Genomic DNA, 15,084 nt, shown 5'->3' with positions numbered 1-15,084 from the left:
GCCTCGGCGCGGCCGTCGGCGAGCGATGCCCCGGTGCGCGTCCATTCATTGGTCGCCCCGTCCCGGCATGCGAACCGAAGTGCGCTCTGACCGCGGGAACCCGTCCGGGAATAGCGTCGCCGAGCCCCGCGTTCTGCATCTCGGGAAGTCCCGCGCGGCGCCGTCCCAAGGCCCCGATCTGGGGTTACGATGACCGGTCGGCGACCGTAGCGACCCCCCGCCCGGACCGCTCCGCGAGTGGACGGGTATCTTTGGAGACCGTGCCCGGCAGGCGTCGGGCCGCTCCGCGTGCCGTTGGGCATGAGCGGGGTGCTTTTGCACCCGGTTCACCGGCCTCGCCACGTGGGGTTCCGACGGAAAATCCCTCCGGGAAGTTACCGGTCGCGAGACCGTGACGCGGGCCGACACGCCCGACCGCGGGGACCGGTGAAGACACGAAGAAGCAAGATCACGACAGGAAGCTGGTCCATTGCCCACGATCCAGCAGCTGGTCCGCAAGGGCCGCCAGGACAAGGCTGCCAAGCAGAAGACCGCGGCCCTCAAGGGGAGCCCGCAGCGTCGTGGCGTGTGCACCCGCGTGTACACCACGACCCCGAAGAAGCCGAACTCGGCCCTGCGCAAGGTTGCTCGTGTGAAGCTGACCAGCGGTATCGAGGTCACCGCGTACATCCCGGGCGAAGGCCACAACCTGCAGGAGCACTCGATGGTGCTCGTGCGCGGTGGCCGGGTCAAGGACCTGCCGGGTGTTCGCTACAAGATCATCCGCGGTTCGCTCGACACCCAGGGTGTGAAGAACCGTAAGCAGGCGCGCAGCCGGTACGGCGCGAAGAAGGAGAAGAGCTAATGCCTCGCAAGGGTCCGGCGCCGAAGCGGCCGCTGATCTCCGACCCCGTCTACGCCTCCCCGCTGGTCACCCAGCTGGTGAACAAGGTGCTGAAGGACGGCAAGCGGTCCCTGGCCGAGCGCATTGTCTACGGCGCTCTCGAAGGCGCTCGCGAGAAGACCGGCACCGACCCGGTCGTCACGCTGAAGCGCGCGCTCGACAACGTGAAGCCCACCATCGAGGTGAAGAGCCGCCGCGTCGGTGGCGCCACCTACCAGGTGCCGATCGAGGTCAAGCCCGGCCGCTCCACCACGCTGGCGCTGCGCTGGCTGGTCTCCTTCTCGCAGGCCCGCCGCGAGAAGACGATGATCGAGCGGCTGCAGAACGAGCTGCTGGACGCGAGCAACGGCCTTGGCGCCAGCGTCAAGCGTCGCGAAGACACGCACAAGATGGCCGAGTCCAACAAGGCCTTCGCGCACTACCGCTGGTGATGACCGCCCGGCTGCCGATAGAAGCCATGCCGGGCCCCACGTTCGAGACAGGGGAACATTCTCGTGGCACGTGAAGTGCTGACCGACCTCAACAAGGTCCGCAACATCGGCATCATGGCGCACATCGACGCCGGTAAGACCACCACCACCGAGCGGATCCTGTTCTACACCGGGATCAACTACAAGCTCGGCGAAGTCCACGACGGCGCCGCCACGATGGACTGGATGGAGGAGGAGCAGAAGCGAGGCATCACCATCACCTCGGCTGCCACCACCACCTTCTGGAACGACTACCAGATCAACCTGATCGACACCCCCGGGCACGTCGACTTCACCGTCGAGGTGGAGCGCAACCTGCGGGTGCTCGACGGCGCGGTCGCCGTCTTCGACGGCAAGGAAGGCGTCGAGCCGCAGTCCGAGCAGGTCTGGCGGCAGGCGGACAAGTACGACGTCCCGCGCATCTGCTTCGTCAACAAGATGGACAAGCTGGGTGCGGACTTCTACTACACCCTGCAGACCATCTCGGACCGTCTCGGCGTCCGGCCGCTGGCCATCCAGCTGCCGATCGGCGCGGAGAACGAGTTCGAGGGCGTCATCGACCTGGTCCGGATGAAGGCCCTGGTCTGGCGCGGCGAGGTGCAGAAGGGCGACGACTACTCCGTCGAGGACATCCCGGCCGAGCTGGCCGACCGCGCGGCCGAGTACCGCGAGAAGCTGATCGAGGCCGTCGCCGAGACCGACGACGCGCTGATGGAGAAGTTCCTCGAGGGCGAAGAGCTGACCCAGGACGAGATCAAGGGCGGCATCCGCAAGCTGGTCGTCACCCGCGAGGCGTTCCCGGTGCTCGCCGGCTCCGCGTTCAAGAACAAGGGCGTGCAGCCGATGCTGGACGCGGTCATCGACTACCTGCCGTCGCCGCTGGACGTGCCGCCGGTCGAGGGTCTGCTGCCCGACGGCGAGACCCCGGTCACCCGGCACGCGACGACCGAGGAGCCGTTCTCCGCGCTCGCGTTCAAGATCGCCGCGCACCCGTTCTTCGGCAAGCTGACCTACATCCGGGTCTACTCGGGCAAGGTCGCCTCCGGCGCCCAGGTCGTCAACGCGACCAAGGAGCGCAAGGAGCGCATCGGGAAGATCTTCCAGATGCACTCCAACAAGGAGAACCCGGTCGACGAGGCTCTGGCCGGCCACATCTACGCGGTCATCGGCCTGAAGGACACCACCACCGGTGACACCCTTGCCGACGCGCAGAACCCGGTCGTGCTCGAGTCCATGACCTTCCCGGACCCGGTCATCAAGGTGGCCATCGAGCCGAAGACCAAGGCCGACCAGGAGAAGCTCTCCCTGGCGATCCAGAAGCTCGCCGAGGAAGACCCCACGTTCCAGGTCAACCTGGACGAGGACACCGGTCAGACGATCATCGCGGGCATGGGCGAGCTGCACCTCGAGGTGCTGGTCAACCGGATGAAGTCCGACTACAAGGTCGAGGCGAACATCGGCAAGCCGCAGGTCGCCTACCGCGAGACCATCAAGAAGACCGTGGACAAGCTCGACTACGTCCACAAGAAGCAGACCGGTGGTTCCGGCCAGTTCGCGAAGGTCATCGTGAAGCTGGAGCCGCTCGAGCGCACCGACGGTGCTCTCTACGAGTTCGACAACAAGGTGACCGGTGGCCGCGTGCCGCGGGAGTACATCCCGTCGGTCGACGCGGGCGCCCAGGACGCGATGCAGTACGGCGTGCTGGCCGGCTACCCGCTCGTCGGGTTGAAGTTCACCTTGTTGGATGGCGCGTACCACGAGGTCGACTCTTCCGAAATGGCGTTCAAGATCGCCGGTTCCATGGCGATGAAGGAAGCCGCGAAGAAGGCCGGCCCGGTCATCCTCGAGCCGATGATGGCCGTCGAGGTCACGACTCCCGAGGACTACATGGGTGACGTGATCGGCGACCTCAACTCCCGCCGTGGCCAGATCCAGGCCATGGAGGAGCGCGCCGGTACCCGTGTCGTGAAGGCACTGGTCCCGCTGTCGGAGATGTTCGGCTACGTCGGCGACCTGCGGTCCCGTACCCAGGGCCGGGCGAACTACTCCATGGTGTTCGACTCCTACGCCGAGGTTCCCGCGAACGTCGCGAAGGAAATCATCGCGAAGGCGACGGGGGAGTAATCCCCTCCGCTCGCGGGCATTAAGGGACTCTCCTGAACGTCCGCAGCAACGACGAAGGAACATTCGCGGGGCGGCAGCCACGCTGCCCCGCGAGCACAAAGCAAATCCAGTCCAGGAGGACATTCCAGTGGCGAAGGCGAAGTTCGAGCGGAGCAAGCCGCACGTCAACATCGGCACCATCGGTCACGTCGACCACGGCAAGACCACGCTGACCGCGGCGATCACCAAGGTTCTGCACGACGCGTACCCGGAGCTGAACGAAGCCCGTGCGTTCGACCAGATCGACAACGCGCCGGAAGAGAAGCAGCGCGGTATCACGATCAACATCTCGCACGTCGAGTACCAGACCGAGAAGCGTCACTACGCGCACGTGGACGCCCCCGGTCACGCTGACTACATCAAGAACATGATCACCGGTGCCGCGCAGATGGACGGCGCGATCCTGGTGGTCGCGGCCACCGACGGCCCGATGCCGCAGACCCGCGAGCACGTGCTGCTGGCCCGCCAGGTCGGCGTGCCCTACATCGTCGTGGCGCTGAACAAGGCCGACATGGTCGACGACGAGGAGATCCTCGAGCTCGTCGAGCTGGAGGTCCGCGAGCTGCTGTCCTCGCAGGAGTTCCCGGGCGACGACGCGCCGGTCGTGCGCGTCTCCGGCCTCAAGGCCCTCGAGGGCGACCAGAAGTGGGCCGACGCCGTGCTCGAGCTGATGCACGCCGTCGACGACAACGTGCCGGACCCGGTGCGCGAGCTCGAGAAGCCCTTCCTGATGCCGATCGAGGACGTCTTCACGATCACCGGCCGCGGCACCGTCGTGACCGGTCGCGTGGAGCGCGGCCAGGTCAACGTCAACGAAGAGGTCGAGATCGTGGGTATCCGCGAGAAGTCGACCAAGACCACCGTCACCGGTGTCGAGATGTTCCGCAAGCTGCTCGACTCGGGCCAGGCGGGCGACAACGTCGGCCTCCTGCTGCGCGGCATCAAGCGCGAGGACGTCGAGCGCGGCCAGGTCGTCGTGAAGCCGGGCACCACCACCCCGCACACCGAGTTCGAGGGCCGGGTCTACATCCTGTCCAAGGACGAGGGCGGACGGCACACCCCGTTCTTCAACAACTACCGCCCGCAGTTCTACTTCCGCACCACGGACGTGACCGGCGTCGTGACCCTCCCCGAGGGCACCGAGATGGTCATGCCGGGCGACAACACGGACATCAGCGTCGTGCTGATCCAGCCGGTCGCCATGGACGAGGGTCTGCGCTTCGCCATCCGCGAGGGTGGCCGGACCGTCGGCGCGGGCCAGGTTACCAAGATCAACAAGTGACGTCGGCGCCCTGAATTCGGGTCAATACACCCCCGAGTTCAGGGCGTCAACTCACGTGTGCGACACTATTCAGGTTGCTCGTCCTGGGGCGGCCGAATCCTGATCGGTTTTCAATCGACTGGGTTCCGGCCGCCCTGGTATGAGCGGCCACGGTCCGTGGAGCTCGTCCTTCGGGTGAGGCTAGCGGGCAAGGCCAGTAGGGACGACCCCGTGTCGGCCCGCGGCCTCCTCACGTAGAGGAAGACCAGGCAAGACGACGATCCTTAGGGATCCGTCTGTGCGGCGGGCGCGACACGCCCGACCGCGTGGACCGGGGACAGGGCCGTTGAACTGCTGAAACCCGGGCTCCGGCCCAGGTTGACGAGACAAAGCGGCACGAGACGACAAGGAACGCAGCCACCATGGCGGGACAGAAGATCCGCATCCGGCTCAAGGCCTACGACCACGAGGCGATCGACACCTCGGCGCGCAAGATCGTGGAAACGGTCACGCGCACCGGCGCCCGTGTTGTCGGGCCGGTGCCGCTGCCTACCGAGAAGAACGTTTACTGCGTCATCCGCTCGCCGCACAAGTACAAGGACTCGCGCGAGCACTTCGAGATGCGCACGCACAAGCGTCTGATCGACATCCTCGACCCGACGCCGAAGACGGTCGACGCGCTCATGCGCATCGACCTCCCGGCGAGCGTCGACGTCAACATCCAGTAAGCGTTGGGCGAGCGGCGGAGATAAGAACTCATGTCTGACAGGCAAATGAAGGGCATCCTGGGCACCAAGCTCGGCATGACCCAGGTCTTCGACGAGCAGAACCGGGTCGTCCCGGTCACTGTCGTCAAGGCCGGTCCGAACGTGGTGACCCAGGTCCGGACCACCGACAAAGACGGCTACGCGGCCGTGCAGCTGGCGTTCGGCGCGGTCGACCCGCGCAAGGTGAACAAGCCGCGCACCGGCCACTTCGACAAGGCTGGCGTGACGCCGCGCCGGCACCTCGCCGAGCTGCGCACCACCGACGCCGAGACCTACGAGGTCGGCCAGGAGATCACCGCTGAGGTGTTCGAGGCAGGCACTTCGGTCGACGTGACCGGTACCAGCAAGGGCAAGGGCTACGCCGGTGTCATGAAGCGCCACGGCTTCAAGGGCCAGGGCGCGAGCCACGGTGCGCAGGCCGTGCACCGCAAGCCGGGTTCGATCGGCGGCTGCGCCACGCCGGGCCGCGTGTTCAAGGGCCTGCGCATGGCGGGCCGGATGGGTAGCGACCGGGTCACCACGCAGGGCCTGACCGTGCACGCCGTGCGCGCCGAGGACGGCCTGCTGCTGATCAAGGGCGCGGTGCCCGGTCCCAAGGGCGGCCTGCTGTTCGTGCGCAGCGCCGCGAAGGGTGGAAACTGACGATGACGAGCGTCGAGCTGAAGACTCCGGCCGGTAAAGCCGACGGCACCGTCGAGCTCCCCGGGGAGATCTTCGACGTGCAGGCCAACGTCGCGCTGATGCACCAGGTCGTGGTGGGCCAGCTGGCCGCCGCGCGCCAGGGCACGCACGACACGAAGACCCGCGGTGAGGTCTCCGGTGGCGGCAAGAAGCCGTACCGGCAGAAGGGCACCGGGCGCGCCCGCCAGGGTTCGACCCGTGCGCCGCAGTTCGCCGGCGGTGGCGTCGTGCACGGCCCCACGCCGCGCGACTACACCCAGCGCACCCCGAAGAAGATGAAGGCCGCCGCTCTGCGTGGCGCCCTCTCCGACCGGGCCCGCGCCGGCCAGCTGCACGTCGTGACGGAACTGGTCACCGGCGAGAAGCCGTCGACCAAGACCGCGAAGTCGGCGATCGCCGCCGCGACCCAGGCCAAGCGCGTTCTCGTGGTCCTGCACCGCGACGAGGAGCTCGCCTGGGTGTCCGCGCGGAACCTGCCGTACGTGCACCTGATCTGGGCTGACCAGCTCAACACCTACGACGTCCTGGTCAACGACGACGTCGTGTTCACCAAGGCCGCCTACGACGCGTTCGTGGCAGGTCCCGTCCGCGGGAAGGTCGTCAAGGCCCTCGCGCGTTCGAGCGAGGTTTCGGAAGGGAGTGACGAGAAGTGAGCTCGGTCGCCATCCCGGACCCCCGCGACATCCTGCTCGCGCCGGTGATCTCCGAGAAGTCCTACGGACTGCTCGAGGACCACAAGTACACGTTCATCGTCCGTCCGGACGCCAACAAGACCCAGATCAAGATCGCGGTCGAGAAGGTGTTCGGCGTGAAGGTCGTCAGTGTCAACACGGCCAACCGCCAGGGCAAGCGGAAGCGGACTCGTACCGGCTTCGGCAAGCGCAAGGACACCAAGCGCGCCATCGTGACTCTTTCGCCTGAGAGCAAGGCGATCGAGATCTTCGGCGGACCCACCGCGTAAAGGACTGAGCTGACAATGGGCATCCGCAAGTACAAGCCGACGACCCCGGGTCGTCGCGGTTCGAGCGTCTCGGACTTCGCCGAGATCACCCGGTCCACGCCGGAGAAGTCGCTGCTGCGTCCGCTGAGCAAGACCGGCGGCCGGAACGCTTCGGGCAAGATCACCACCCGGCACAAGGGCGGTGGCCACAAGCGCGCCTACCGCGTGATCGACTTCCGTCGTCACGACAAGGACGGCGTGCCGGCCAAGGTCGCGCACATCGAGTACGACCCCAACCGCACCGCGCGCATCGCGCTGCTGCACTACGCCGACGGCGAGAAGCGCTACATCATCGCGCCGGAGAAGCTGAAGCAGGGCGACACGGTCGAGAACGGCCCCCGCGCCGACATCAAGCCGGGCAACAACCTGCCGCTGCGCAACATCCCGGTCGGCACCGTGATCCACGCGATCGAGCTCCGCCCCGGCGGCGGCGCGAAGATGGCCCGGTCCGCCGGCGCCCGCGTGCAGCTCGTCGCCAAGGACGGTCCCTACGCCCAGCTGCGTCTCCCCTCGGGCGAGATCCGCAACGTGGACGTGCGCAACCGCGCGACCGTCGGCGAGGTCGGCAACTCGGAGCACTCGAACATCAACTGGGGCAAGGCGGGCCGCAACCGCTGGCGCGGCAAGCGCCCGACTGTCCGCGGTGTCGTGATGAACCCGGTCGACCACCCGCACGGCGGTGGTGAGGGCAAGACGTCCGGTGGTCGCCACCCGGTGAACCCGAACGGCAAGCCCGAAGGCCGCACTCGCAAGAGCAAGCCGTCCGACAAATTGATCGTCCGCCGCCGGCGCACCGGCAAGAAGCGCTGAGCAGGGAGGTAGAAGCACATGCCACGCAGCCTTAAGAAGGGCCCGTTCGTGGACGACCACCTGCTCAAGAAGGTGGACGCTCTCAACGAATCGGGCAAGAAGACCGTGATCAAGACTTGGTCGCGGCGCTCCACGATCATCCCGGACTTCCTGGGTCACACGATCGCGGTGCACGACGGCCGCAAGCACGTCCCGGTGTTCGTCACCGAGGCGATGGTGGGTCACAAGCTGGGCGAGTTCGCCCCGACGCGGACCTTCAAGGGCCACATCAAGGACGACCGCAAGTCGCGCCGCCGCTGAGCGGGCCAGAGAAAGTTAAGGGAAGCAGATGAACGCCCAGTCAAACGCCACGGCCGCAGCCGAAGAGCTGCCTACGGCCGTCGCGCGGGCTCGTTTCGTCCGGGACGCCCCGATGAAGGTGCGCCGGGTGATCGAGCTCGTCAAGGGTCGTAGCGTCAGCGAGGCCTTGGCCGTGCTCCGGTTCGCGCCGCAGGCGGCCAGCACGCCGCTCGCGAAGGTCATCGCCAGCGCGGCGGCCAACGCCGAGAACAACCTCCAGCTGGACCCGGAGACGCTCTGGATCAAGTCCGCGACCGCCGACGAGGGCCCGACCCTCAAGCGCATCCGTCCGCGTGCCCAGGGCCGTGCGTACCGGATCCGCAAGCGCACCAGCCACATCACCGTGGTGGTCGAGTCGCGGCCTGCGGAGAAGAAGAGCAACAAGAAGGCAGGTGGCCGGTAGTGGGCCAGAAGATCAACCCGCACGGCTTCCGCCTGGGTATCACCACTGACTGGAAGTCGCGCTGGTACGCCGACAAGCAGTACGCGGAGTACGTGGCCGAGGACGTCAAGATCCGCAAGCTGCTCTCCACCGGCATGGAGCGCGCCGGCATCTCCAAGGTCGAGATCGAGCGCACCCGTGACCGCGTCCGCGTCGACATCCACACCGCCCGGCCGGGCATCGTCATCGGCCGCCGCGGCGCGGAGGCCGACCGGATCCGCGGCGCGCTGGAGAAGCTGACCAAGAAGCAGGTCCAGCTGAACATCCTCGAGGTGAAGAACCCCGAGGCCGACGCGCAGCTGGTCGCGCAGGGTGTCGCGGAGCAGCTGAGCAACCGCGTGGCGTTCCGCCGCGCGATGCGCAAGGCGATCCAGACCTCCATGCGCTCGCCGCAGGTCAAGGGCATCCGCGTGCAGTGCGGCGGTCGTCTCGGCGGCGCCGAGATGTCCCGTTCCGAGCACTACCGCGACGGCCGGGTCCCGCTGCACACGCTGCGCGCTGACATCGACTACGGCTTCTTCGAGGCCAAGACGACGTTCGGCCGCATCGGCGTGAAGGTGTGGATCTACAAGGGCGAGCTGGTCGGCGGCCTGAAGGCGCGCGCCGAGCGCGACGCCGCCGCGTCGGCCGCGGACCGCGCGCCGCGCCGCGACCGCGGCGACCGGCCGTCCCGCCCGCGCCGTTCCGGCGCGTCGGGCACGACCGCGACGTCGACCGAGGCTGGTCGCGCCGCTGCCGCCGCGAAGAGCGACAACGCGACCGAAGCGGCTCCGGCCGCCGAGACCGCAGAAAAGACGGAGGGCTGAGACGTGCTCATCCCGCGCAGGGTCAAGCACCGCAAGCAGCACTCCCCGAAGCGCCACGGCGCCGCCAAGGGCGGTACCAAGGTCAACTTCGGCGAGTACGGCATCCAGGCGCTTGAGCACAGCTACGTGACGAACCGGCAGATCGAGTCCGCTCGTATCGCCATGACCCGTCACATCAAGCGTGGCGGCAAGGTGTGGACGACGATCTACCCGGACCGCCCGCTGACCAAGAAGCCGGCGGAAACCCGCATGGGTTCCGGCAAGGGTTCGCCCGAGTGGTGGATCGCCAACGTGAAGCCGGGCCGCGTGATGTTCGAGATCAGCTTCCCGAACGAGGAGACCGCCCGCGAGGCGCTCCGCCGCGCGATCCACAAGCTGCCCATGAAGTGCCGCATCGTGACCCGGGAAGGTGAGTTCTGATGGCTAACGGAGCCGCACAGGCATCCGAGCTGCGTGAGCTCACCGCCGAAGAGCTCGTGCTGCGTCTGAAGGAATACAAGGAGGAGCTCTTCAACCTCCGCTTCCAGATGGCGACCGGGCAGCTGGACAACAACCGTCGGCTGCGCACCGTCCGCACGGACATCGCGCGGATCTACACGGTCATGCGCGAGCGCGAGCTCGGCCTGTCCGTGGCTCCCGACGCCGAAAGTGAAGGTGCCGCATGAGCGAGGCTGCCACCGAGAAGACCGCCCGGAACTACCGCAAGGTCCGCGAGGGTTACGTCGTCTCGGACAAGATGGACAAGACGATCGTGGTCGAGCTCGAGGACCGCAAGAAGCACCCGCGCTACTCGAAGGTCGTCCGCACCACCTCCAAGGTGAAGGTGCACGACGAGAACAACGAGGCGGGCGTGGGCGACCGGGTCACCCTGATGGAGACCCGTCCGCTGTCGGCGACCAAGCGCTGGCGTCTGGTGCAGGTCGTGGAGAAGGCCAAGTAAGCAGGGCTCTTTCGGGAGTCCTTGGTTCCGCAAGGCTCGCGACAGCGAGAACCAGCGCGACATACAGGAGTTGACGTGATCCAGCAGGAGTCGCGGCTTCGGGTTGCCGACAACACGGGCGCGAAGGAAATCCTTTGCATCCGCGTGCTCGGCGGATCCGGGCGGCGCTACGCCGGCATCGGCGACATCATCGTCGCCACCGTGAAGGACGCCATCCCGGCCGCCGGGGTGAAGAAGGGCGATGTCGTCAAGGCTGTCATCGTTCGCACGGTGAAGGAGCGCCGTCGTCCGGACGGTTCCTACATCCGGTTCGACGAGAACGCCGCCGTGCTCATCAAGAACGACAACGAGCCCCGGGGCACCCGCATCTTCGGCCCGGTGGGCCGCGAGCTGCGCGACCGAAAGTTCATGAAGATCATTTCGCTCGCGCCGGAGGTGCTGTGATGAAGGTGCAAGCAACACGGCGCGACACGGTCGTCGCACTTCCGAGCCGGGAGGTACGGGACTGATGAAGGTGAAGAAGGGCGACACGGTCGTCGTTATCGCCGGCAAGGACAAGGGTGCCAAGGGCAAGGTCATCCAGGCCTACCCGGACCGCGAGCGCGTTCTGGTCGAGGGTGTCAACCGGATCAAGAAGCACACCCGGATCACCCAGACCCAGCGCGGCGCGCAGTCCGGCGGCATCGTGACCCAGGAAGCGCCCATCCACGTCTCGAACGTGATGGTCGTGGACTCGGACGGCAAGCCGACCCGGGTGGGCTACCGCATCGGCGAGGACGGCAAGAAGGTCCGGGTCTCGCGCCGGAACGGCAAGGACATCTGACATGACCACCGCAGAGAAGATCGTGCCGCGTCTCAAGACCCGGTACCGCGAAGAGATCAAGGGCGAGCTCCAGAAGGAGTTCTCCATCCCCAACGTGCACCAGATTCCCGGCGTCGTGAAGATCGTCGTGAACATGGGTGTCGGGGACGCCGCCCGGGACAGCAAGCTGATCGACGGCGCGGTCCGCGACCTCGCCCTGATCACCGGGCAGAAGCCGGAAATCCGCAAGGCCCGCAAGTCGATCGCGCAGTTCAAGCTGCGCGAGGGCCAGCCGATCGGCGCGCGCGTCACGCTGCGCGGCGACCGGATGTGGGAGTTCCTCGACCGGCTGCTGACCATCGCGCTGCCCCGTATCCGCGACTTCCGCGGGCTTTCGCCCAAGCAGTTCGACGGCAACGGCAACTACACGTTCGGTCTCAACGAGCAGTCGATGTTCCACGAGATCAACCCGGACGACATCGACCGCCCTCGCGGCATGGACGTCACCGTCGTCACGACCGCCACCACCGACGACGAGGGCCGGGCGTTGCTGCGCAAGCTCGGTTTCCCGTTCAAGGAGAACTGAGCCGATGGCCAAGAAAGCGCTAGTCAGCAAGGCTTCGAAGAAGCCGAAGTTCGCGGTGCGCGCCTACACCCGTTGCAACCGGTGCGGTCGCCCGCACTCGGTGTACCGCAAGTTCGGCCTGTGCCGGATCTGCCTCCGGGAGATGGCGCACGCGGGCGAACTGCCCGGTGTCCACAAGTCCAGCTGGTAAGGCTCGAAACTCTATTCCCAGTTCGCCACAGGCCCCGCCGACCCGGCCGGAGACCGCTCCGGCCGGGCGAGGCGGGGAACCAGGCGAGAAAGGTTGACAGGTCACCATGACGATGACCGACCCCATCGCAGACTTCTTGACCCGTCTGCGCAACGCGAACTCGGCTTACCACGACGAGGTCGTGCTTCCGCACTCGAAGATCAAGGCGAACATCGCCGAGATCCTCAAGCGCGAGGGCTACATCGCGAGCTACCGCGACGAGCCGGGCGAGAAGCACAAGAACCTGGTCGTCGAGCTGAAGTACGGCCCCAACCGCGAGCGGAGCATCGCCGGCCTTCGCCGCGTCTCCAAGCCGGGTCTGCGGGTCTACGCAAAATCGACCGAACTGCCGTCCGTTCTCGGCGGCCTCGGCGTCGCGATCATCTCGACGTCCGGCGGCCTGCAGACCGACCGGCAGGCCAAGCGCAACAACGTGGGCGGCGAAGTCCTCGCCTACGTCTGGTAAGGAAGGGGGCACAGACATGTCACGCATCGGAAAGCTGCCGGTCGCCGTCCCCTCCGGGGTCGAGGTGACCATCGACGGCCAGAACGTCAAGGTCAAGGGGCCGAAGGGCACCCTGGAGCACACCGTCGCCGAGCCGATCGTCGTCGAGCGCGACGAGGACGGCGCCCTCCTGGTGAAGCGCCCGGACGACGAGCGCACGAGCCGCGCCCTGCACGGCCTCACCCGCACGCTGGTGAACAACCTCGTGGTGGGCGTGACCGAGGGCTACGAGAAGAAGCTCGAGATCCACGGCGTCGGTTACCGCGTGCAGGCCAAGGGCTCGGACCTCGAGTTCGCCCTCGGCTACAGCCACCCGGTCAAGATCGAGGCTCCGGAAGGCATCACCTTCAAGGTGGAGTCGCCGACCCGGTTCTCGGTCTCCGGCATCGACAAGCAGAAGGTCGGCCAGACCGCCGCGGTCATCCGCAAGCTGCGCCGCCCGGACCCGTACAAGGGCAAGGGCCTGCGGTACGAGGGTGAGAAGATCCGCCGCAAGGTCGGAAAGACGGGTAAGTGATGAGCGACACGACTACCACGAAGCGCAAGCCGGTCGGCAAGGACATCTCGACCCGCCGCCGCGTCGCCAAGACCCGTCGGCACTTCCGCCTCCGCAAGAAGATCAGCGGCACGCCGGTGCGTCCGCGCATGGTCGTCAAGCGGTCCTCGCGGCACATCACCGTGCAGGTGATCGACGACCTCGCCGGTCACACGCTGGCGTCGGCGTCCACCCTCGAGTCGGACCTGCGGTCCTTCGAGGGCGACAAGAAGGCCAAGGCGGCCAAGGTCGGCGAACTGGTCGCTTCGCGCGCCAAGGACGCCGGCATCGAAGCCGTGGTGTTCGACCGTGGCGGCAACGCCTACCACGGCCGCATCGCCGCGCTCGCCGACGCCGCCCGCGAGGCGGGGTTGAAGTTCTGATGCACATGCTCGTGAATGGAAGGAAAGCCTGATGCCGGGACGTACACGGCAATTCGGCGGCGGCCAGGGCGGACCGGGTCAGGGCGGCAACGACCGCGGTGACCGTCGGGACCGTCGCGACCGGCGCGACGGCGGCCGTGGCGGGGCGGCCCAGGACAAGACCCCGCACCTTGAGAAGGTCGTGACGATCAACCGCGTCGCCAAGGTCGTCAAGGGCGGTCGTCGCTTCAGCTTCACCGCTCTGGTGGTCGTCGGCGACGGCGACGGTCAGGTCGGCGTCGGCTACGGCAAGGCCAAGGAAGTTCCCGCGGCCATCGCCAAGGGCGTCGAGGAAGCGAAGAAGAACTTCTTCCGCGTTCCGCGCGTCGCCGGCACCATTCCGCACCCGATCCAGGGTGAGGAAGCCGCCGGGGTCGTGCTGCTCCGTCCCGCGTCCGCTGGTACCGGTGTCATCGCCGGCGGCCCGGTGCGCGCGGTGCTGGAGTGCGCGGGCGTCCACGACGTGCTGTCGAAGTCGCTCGGCTCCGACAACGCCATCAACATCGTGCACGCGACCGTGGCGGCTCTGAAGGGTCTGCAGCGTCCGGAGGAGGTGGCCGCTCGCCGCGGTCTGCCGCTCGAGGACGTCGCCCCGGCCCGGATGCTGCGCCAGCGTGCCGGCCAGGGGGTCTGACATGGCTCAGCTCAAGGTCACTCAGGTCAAGAGCAAGATCGGCACGAAGCACGCTCACCGCGAGTCGCTGCGCACCCTCGGGCTGCGCAAGATCCGCCAGAGCGTCGTGCGTGAGGACACCCCCCAGGTGCGCGGCCTGATCCACACCGTCCGCCACCTGGTGGAGGTCGAGGAGGTCCAGGCATGACCGCCATCAAGATCCACCACCTTCGTCCGGCTCCTGGCGCCAAGCGCGACAAGATCCGCGTCGGCCGTGGTGAGGGTTCGAAGGGCAAGACCGCCGGTCGCGGCACGAAGGGCACCAAGGCCCGGAAGAACGTGCCCGCCGGTTTCGAGGGTGGGCAGATGCCCATCCACATGCGGCTGCCGAAGCTGCGTGGGTTCAAGAACCGGTTCCGCACCGAGTACCAGCCGGTGAACGTGGGCGACATCGCCCGCGTGTTCGCCGACGGTGGCAAGGTCGGGCCGGAGGAGCTGGCTGCCAACGGGCTTGTTCGCAAGGGCAAGCTGGTTAAGGTTCTCGGGAACGGGGACCTGAACGGGGTCAAGCTTGAGCTGACCGCGCACGCTTTCTCCGGTTCTGCCAAGGAGAAGATCGAGGCTGCTGGTGGTTCGGCCACCGTTAGCTGATCTGGCTGCGTTTTAGGCGGGCCCGTCCGGTTTTCCGGGCGGGCCCGTTTTTTTGTTTTGGTCTCGTCGCCTGGCGGCGACATTGGCCTGGTGGTTGCGTGGGGCACCCCGAAGCTTGATTGTGCTGACGGTTCGGGGGTGCTTGTCAAGGCGGGAAAGATGCCTTGACAAGCACCCCC

25 protein-coding genes are annotated in these 15,084 nt (G+C 67.1%); all 25 read left to right on the top strand.

Features of this window, described 5'->3' with window-relative positions; translation table 11 throughout:
- Nucleotides 1–469 precede the first annotated feature (469 nt).
- Nucleotides 470–844 (top strand): 30S ribosomal protein S12, encoded by a 375-nt coding sequence (gene rpsL, locus PUT80_RS20780; RefSeq protein ID WP_003102113.1) that lies wholly within the window; start codon nucleotides 470–472, stop codon nucleotides 842–844.
- The gene (gene rpsG, locus PUT80_RS20775) at nucleotides 844–1,314 is read left to right on the top strand and encodes a 30S ribosomal protein S7 (protein ID WP_007031033.1); all 471 of its coding nucleotides are present in this window, start codon (nucleotides 844–846) and stop codon (nucleotides 1,312–1,314) included. Before rpsL ends, rpsG begins: the two co-directional genes overlap by 1 nt.
- A 63-nt stretch (nucleotides 1,315–1,377) precedes the next feature.
- A complete protein-coding gene (fusA, locus tag PUT80_RS20770) occupies nucleotides 1,378–3,477 on the top strand; it encodes an elongation factor G (RefSeq protein WP_043827659.1) in 2,100 nt (699 codons plus the stop codon).
- Between the two features lie 127 nt (nucleotides 3,478–3,604).
- Nucleotides 3,605–4,798 carry an elongation factor Tu gene (gene tuf / locus PUT80_RS20765; RefSeq protein WP_037816270.1) on the top strand — a complete coding sequence of 398 codons (1,194 nt, stop codon included), beginning with the start codon at nucleotides 3,605–3,607 and terminating at the stop codon, nucleotides 4,796–4,798.
- 401 nt (nucleotides 4,799–5,199) lie between these two features.
- Nucleotides 5,200–5,505, top strand: a complete 306-nt coding sequence (rpsJ, locus tag PUT80_RS20760) for a 30S ribosomal protein S10 (RefSeq protein WP_003102098.1) — start codon at nucleotides 5,200–5,202, stop codon at nucleotides 5,503–5,505.
- A 30-nt stretch (nucleotides 5,506–5,535) separates the two neighbouring features.
- Nucleotides 5,536–6,186: a 50S ribosomal protein L3 gene (gene rplC, locus PUT80_RS20755; protein WP_037816269.1), complete on the top strand. Its 651-nt coding sequence runs from the start codon at nucleotides 5,536–5,538 to the stop codon at nucleotides 6,184–6,186.
- Nucleotides 6,187–6,188: 2 nt separating this feature from the next.
- Nucleotides 6,189–6,878: a 50S ribosomal protein L4 gene (gene rplD / locus PUT80_RS20750; RefSeq protein WP_037816268.1), complete on the top strand. Its 690-nt coding sequence runs from the start codon at nucleotides 6,189–6,191 to the stop codon at nucleotides 6,876–6,878.
- Nucleotides 6,875–7,186 (top strand): 50S ribosomal protein L23, encoded by a 312-nt coding sequence (gene rplW, locus PUT80_RS20745; protein WP_009072304.1) that lies wholly within the window; start codon nucleotides 6,875–6,877, stop codon nucleotides 7,184–7,186. The genes rplD and rplW overlap by 4 nt, the downstream gene beginning before the upstream one ends.
- Nucleotides 7,187–7,201: 15 nt before the next feature.
- Entirely contained in the window at nucleotides 7,202–8,035 is an 834-nt protein-coding gene (gene rplB, locus PUT80_RS20740; protein WP_037816266.1) for a 50S ribosomal protein L2, read from the top strand.
- An 18-nt stretch (nucleotides 8,036–8,053) separates the two neighbouring features.
- Nucleotides 8,054–8,335 (top strand): 30S ribosomal protein S19, encoded by a 282-nt coding sequence (gene rpsS / locus PUT80_RS20735; protein WP_003102083.1) that lies wholly within the window; start codon nucleotides 8,054–8,056, stop codon nucleotides 8,333–8,335.
- A 28-nt stretch (nucleotides 8,336–8,363) separates the two neighbouring features.
- Nucleotides 8,364–8,777 (top strand): 50S ribosomal protein L22, encoded by a 414-nt coding sequence (gene rplV, locus PUT80_RS20730; RefSeq protein ID WP_037816265.1) that lies wholly within the window; start codon nucleotides 8,364–8,366, stop codon nucleotides 8,775–8,777.
- Entirely contained in the window at nucleotides 8,777–9,622 is an 846-nt protein-coding gene (gene rpsC / locus PUT80_RS20725) for a 30S ribosomal protein S3 (protein WP_037816264.1), read from the top strand. Before rplV ends, rpsC begins: the two co-directional genes overlap by 1 nt.
- Before the next feature lie 3 nt (nucleotides 9,623–9,625).
- Nucleotides 9,626–10,042 (top strand): 50S ribosomal protein L16, encoded by a 417-nt coding sequence (gene rplP, locus PUT80_RS20720; RefSeq protein ID WP_009072313.1) that lies wholly within the window; start codon nucleotides 9,626–9,628, stop codon nucleotides 10,040–10,042.
- Complete coding sequence (gene rpmC / locus PUT80_RS20715; protein ID WP_009072314.1) at nucleotides 10,042–10,287, top strand: 50S ribosomal protein L29; 246 nt, start codon at nucleotides 10,042–10,044, stop codon at nucleotides 10,285–10,287. The genes rplP and rpmC overlap by 1 nt, the downstream gene beginning before the upstream one ends.
- Nucleotides 10,284–10,562, top strand: coding sequence for a 30S ribosomal protein S17 (gene rpsQ, locus PUT80_RS20710; RefSeq protein ID WP_037816263.1), 279 nt, complete (start codon nucleotides 10,284–10,286; stop codon nucleotides 10,560–10,562). Before rpmC ends, rpsQ begins: the two co-directional genes overlap by 4 nt.
- 75 nt (nucleotides 10,563–10,637) lie before the next feature.
- Nucleotides 10,638–11,006, top strand: coding sequence for a 50S ribosomal protein L14 (gene rplN, locus PUT80_RS20705; RefSeq protein ID WP_004558867.1), 369 nt, complete (start codon nucleotides 10,638–10,640; stop codon nucleotides 11,004–11,006).
- Nucleotides 11,007–11,070: 64 nt separating this feature from the next.
- Nucleotides 11,071–11,385 (top strand): 50S ribosomal protein L24, encoded by a 315-nt coding sequence (gene rplX, locus PUT80_RS20700; RefSeq protein WP_009072317.1) that lies wholly within the window; start codon nucleotides 11,071–11,073, stop codon nucleotides 11,383–11,385.
- Between the two features lies 1 nt (nucleotide 11,386).
- On the top strand, nucleotides 11,387–11,950 hold the full coding sequence (gene rplE / locus PUT80_RS20695) for a 50S ribosomal protein L5 (protein ID WP_037816262.1): 564 nt from the start codon (nucleotides 11,387–11,389) through the stop codon (nucleotides 11,948–11,950).
- Between the two features lie 4 nt (nucleotides 11,951–11,954).
- A complete protein-coding gene (locus tag PUT80_RS20690) occupies nucleotides 11,955–12,140 on the top strand; it encodes a type Z 30S ribosomal protein S14 (protein WP_020662790.1) in 186 nt (61 codons plus the stop codon).
- Between the two features lie 106 nt (nucleotides 12,141–12,246).
- Nucleotides 12,247–12,645, top strand: a complete 399-nt coding sequence (gene rpsH / locus PUT80_RS20685) for a 30S ribosomal protein S8 (protein ID WP_020662789.1) — start codon at nucleotides 12,247–12,249, stop codon at nucleotides 12,643–12,645.
- Between the two features lie 16 nt (nucleotides 12,646–12,661).
- Nucleotides 12,662–13,201 carry a 50S ribosomal protein L6 gene (gene rplF, locus PUT80_RS20680; protein ID WP_037816261.1) on the top strand — a complete coding sequence of 180 codons (540 nt, stop codon included), beginning with the start codon at nucleotides 12,662–12,664 and terminating at the stop codon, nucleotides 13,199–13,201.
- Nucleotides 13,201–13,602 carry a 50S ribosomal protein L18 gene (gene rplR / locus PUT80_RS20675; RefSeq protein WP_037816260.1) on the top strand — a complete coding sequence of 134 codons (402 nt, stop codon included), beginning with the start codon at nucleotides 13,201–13,203 and terminating at the stop codon, nucleotides 13,600–13,602. Before rplF ends, rplR begins: the two co-directional genes overlap by 1 nt.
- 31 nt (nucleotides 13,603–13,633) lie before the next feature.
- Complete coding sequence (gene rpsE / locus PUT80_RS20670; RefSeq protein ID WP_009072328.1) at nucleotides 13,634–14,275, top strand: 30S ribosomal protein S5; 642 nt, start codon at nucleotides 13,634–13,636, stop codon at nucleotides 14,273–14,275.
- Between the two features lies 1 nt (nucleotide 14,276).
- Nucleotides 14,277–14,462: a 50S ribosomal protein L30 gene (rpmD, locus tag PUT80_RS20665; protein ID WP_004558875.1), complete on the top strand. Its 186-nt coding sequence runs from the start codon at nucleotides 14,277–14,279 to the stop codon at nucleotides 14,460–14,462.
- The gene (rplO, locus tag PUT80_RS20660) at nucleotides 14,459–14,905 is read left to right on the top strand and encodes a 50S ribosomal protein L15 (RefSeq protein WP_009072329.1); all 447 of its coding nucleotides are present in this window, start codon (nucleotides 14,459–14,461) and stop codon (nucleotides 14,903–14,905) included. The genes rpmD and rplO overlap by 4 nt, the downstream gene beginning before the upstream one ends.
- Nucleotides 14,906–15,084 lie beyond the last annotated feature (179 nt).

The sequence above is a fragment of the Amycolatopsis sp. La24 genome, assembly GCF_029087445.1.
Classification (GTDB): domain Bacteria; phylum Actinomycetota; class Actinomycetes; order Mycobacteriales; family Pseudonocardiaceae; genus Amycolatopsis; species Amycolatopsis nivea.
This window is presented reverse-complemented; position numbering and strand designations above follow the sequence as displayed.

Bases quoted from the DNA above. Each gene is read 5' to 3' on its own strand.
- rpsH (WP_020662789.1), top strand. From the start codon at position 12,247: ATGACGATGACCGACCCCATCGCAGACTTCTTGACCCGTCTGCGCAAC.
- rpsE (WP_009072328.1), top strand. From the start codon at position 13,634: ATGCCGGGACGTACACGGCAATTCGGCGGCGGCCAGGGCGGACCGGGT.
- rpmD (WP_004558875.1), top strand. From the start codon at position 14,277: ATGGCTCAGCTCAAGGTCACTCAGGTCAAGAGCAAGATCGGCACGAAG.
- rplX (WP_009072317.1), top strand. From the start codon at position 11,071: ATGAAGGTGAAGAAGGGCGACACGGTCGTCGTTATCGCCGGCAAGGAC.
- rpsG (WP_007031033.1), top strand. From the start codon at position 844: ATGCCTCGCAAGGGTCCGGCGCCGAAGCGGCCGCTGATCTCCGACCCC.
- rpsS (WP_003102083.1), top strand. From the start codon at position 8,054: ATGCCACGCAGCCTTAAGAAGGGCCCGTTCGTGGACGACCACCTGCTC.
- rpsQ (WP_037816263.1), top strand. From the start codon at position 10,284: ATGAGCGAGGCTGCCACCGAGAAGACCGCCCGGAACTACCGCAAGGTC.
- PUT80_RS20690 (WP_020662790.1), top strand. From the start codon at position 11,955: ATGGCCAAGAAAGCGCTAGTCAGCAAGGCTTCGAAGAAGCCGAAGTTC.
- rpmC (WP_009072314.1), top strand. From the start codon at position 10,042: ATGGCTAACGGAGCCGCACAGGCATCCGAGCTGCGTGAGCTCACCGCC.
- rplE (WP_037816262.1), top strand. From the start codon at position 11,387: ATGACCACCGCAGAGAAGATCGTGCCGCGTCTCAAGACCCGGTACCGC.
- rplC (WP_037816269.1), top strand. From the start codon at position 5,536: ATGTCTGACAGGCAAATGAAGGGCATCCTGGGCACCAAGCTCGGCATG.
- rplV (WP_037816265.1), top strand. From the start codon at position 8,364: ATGAACGCCCAGTCAAACGCCACGGCCGCAGCCGAAGAGCTGCCTACG.
- rplF (WP_037816261.1), top strand. From the start codon at position 12,662: ATGTCACGCATCGGAAAGCTGCCGGTCGCCGTCCCCTCCGGGGTCGAG.
- rplR (WP_037816260.1), top strand. From the start codon at position 13,201: ATGAGCGACACGACTACCACGAAGCGCAAGCCGGTCGGCAAGGACATC.
- rplD (WP_037816268.1), top strand. From the start codon at position 6,189: ATGACGAGCGTCGAGCTGAAGACTCCGGCCGGTAAAGCCGACGGCACC.
- rpsJ (WP_003102098.1), top strand. From the start codon at position 5,200: ATGGCGGGACAGAAGATCCGCATCCGGCTCAAGGCCTACGACCACGAG.
- rplB (WP_037816266.1), top strand. From the start codon at position 7,202: ATGGGCATCCGCAAGTACAAGCCGACGACCCCGGGTCGTCGCGGTTCG.
- rplO (WP_009072329.1), top strand. From the start codon at position 14,459: ATGACCGCCATCAAGATCCACCACCTTCGTCCGGCTCCTGGCGCCAAG.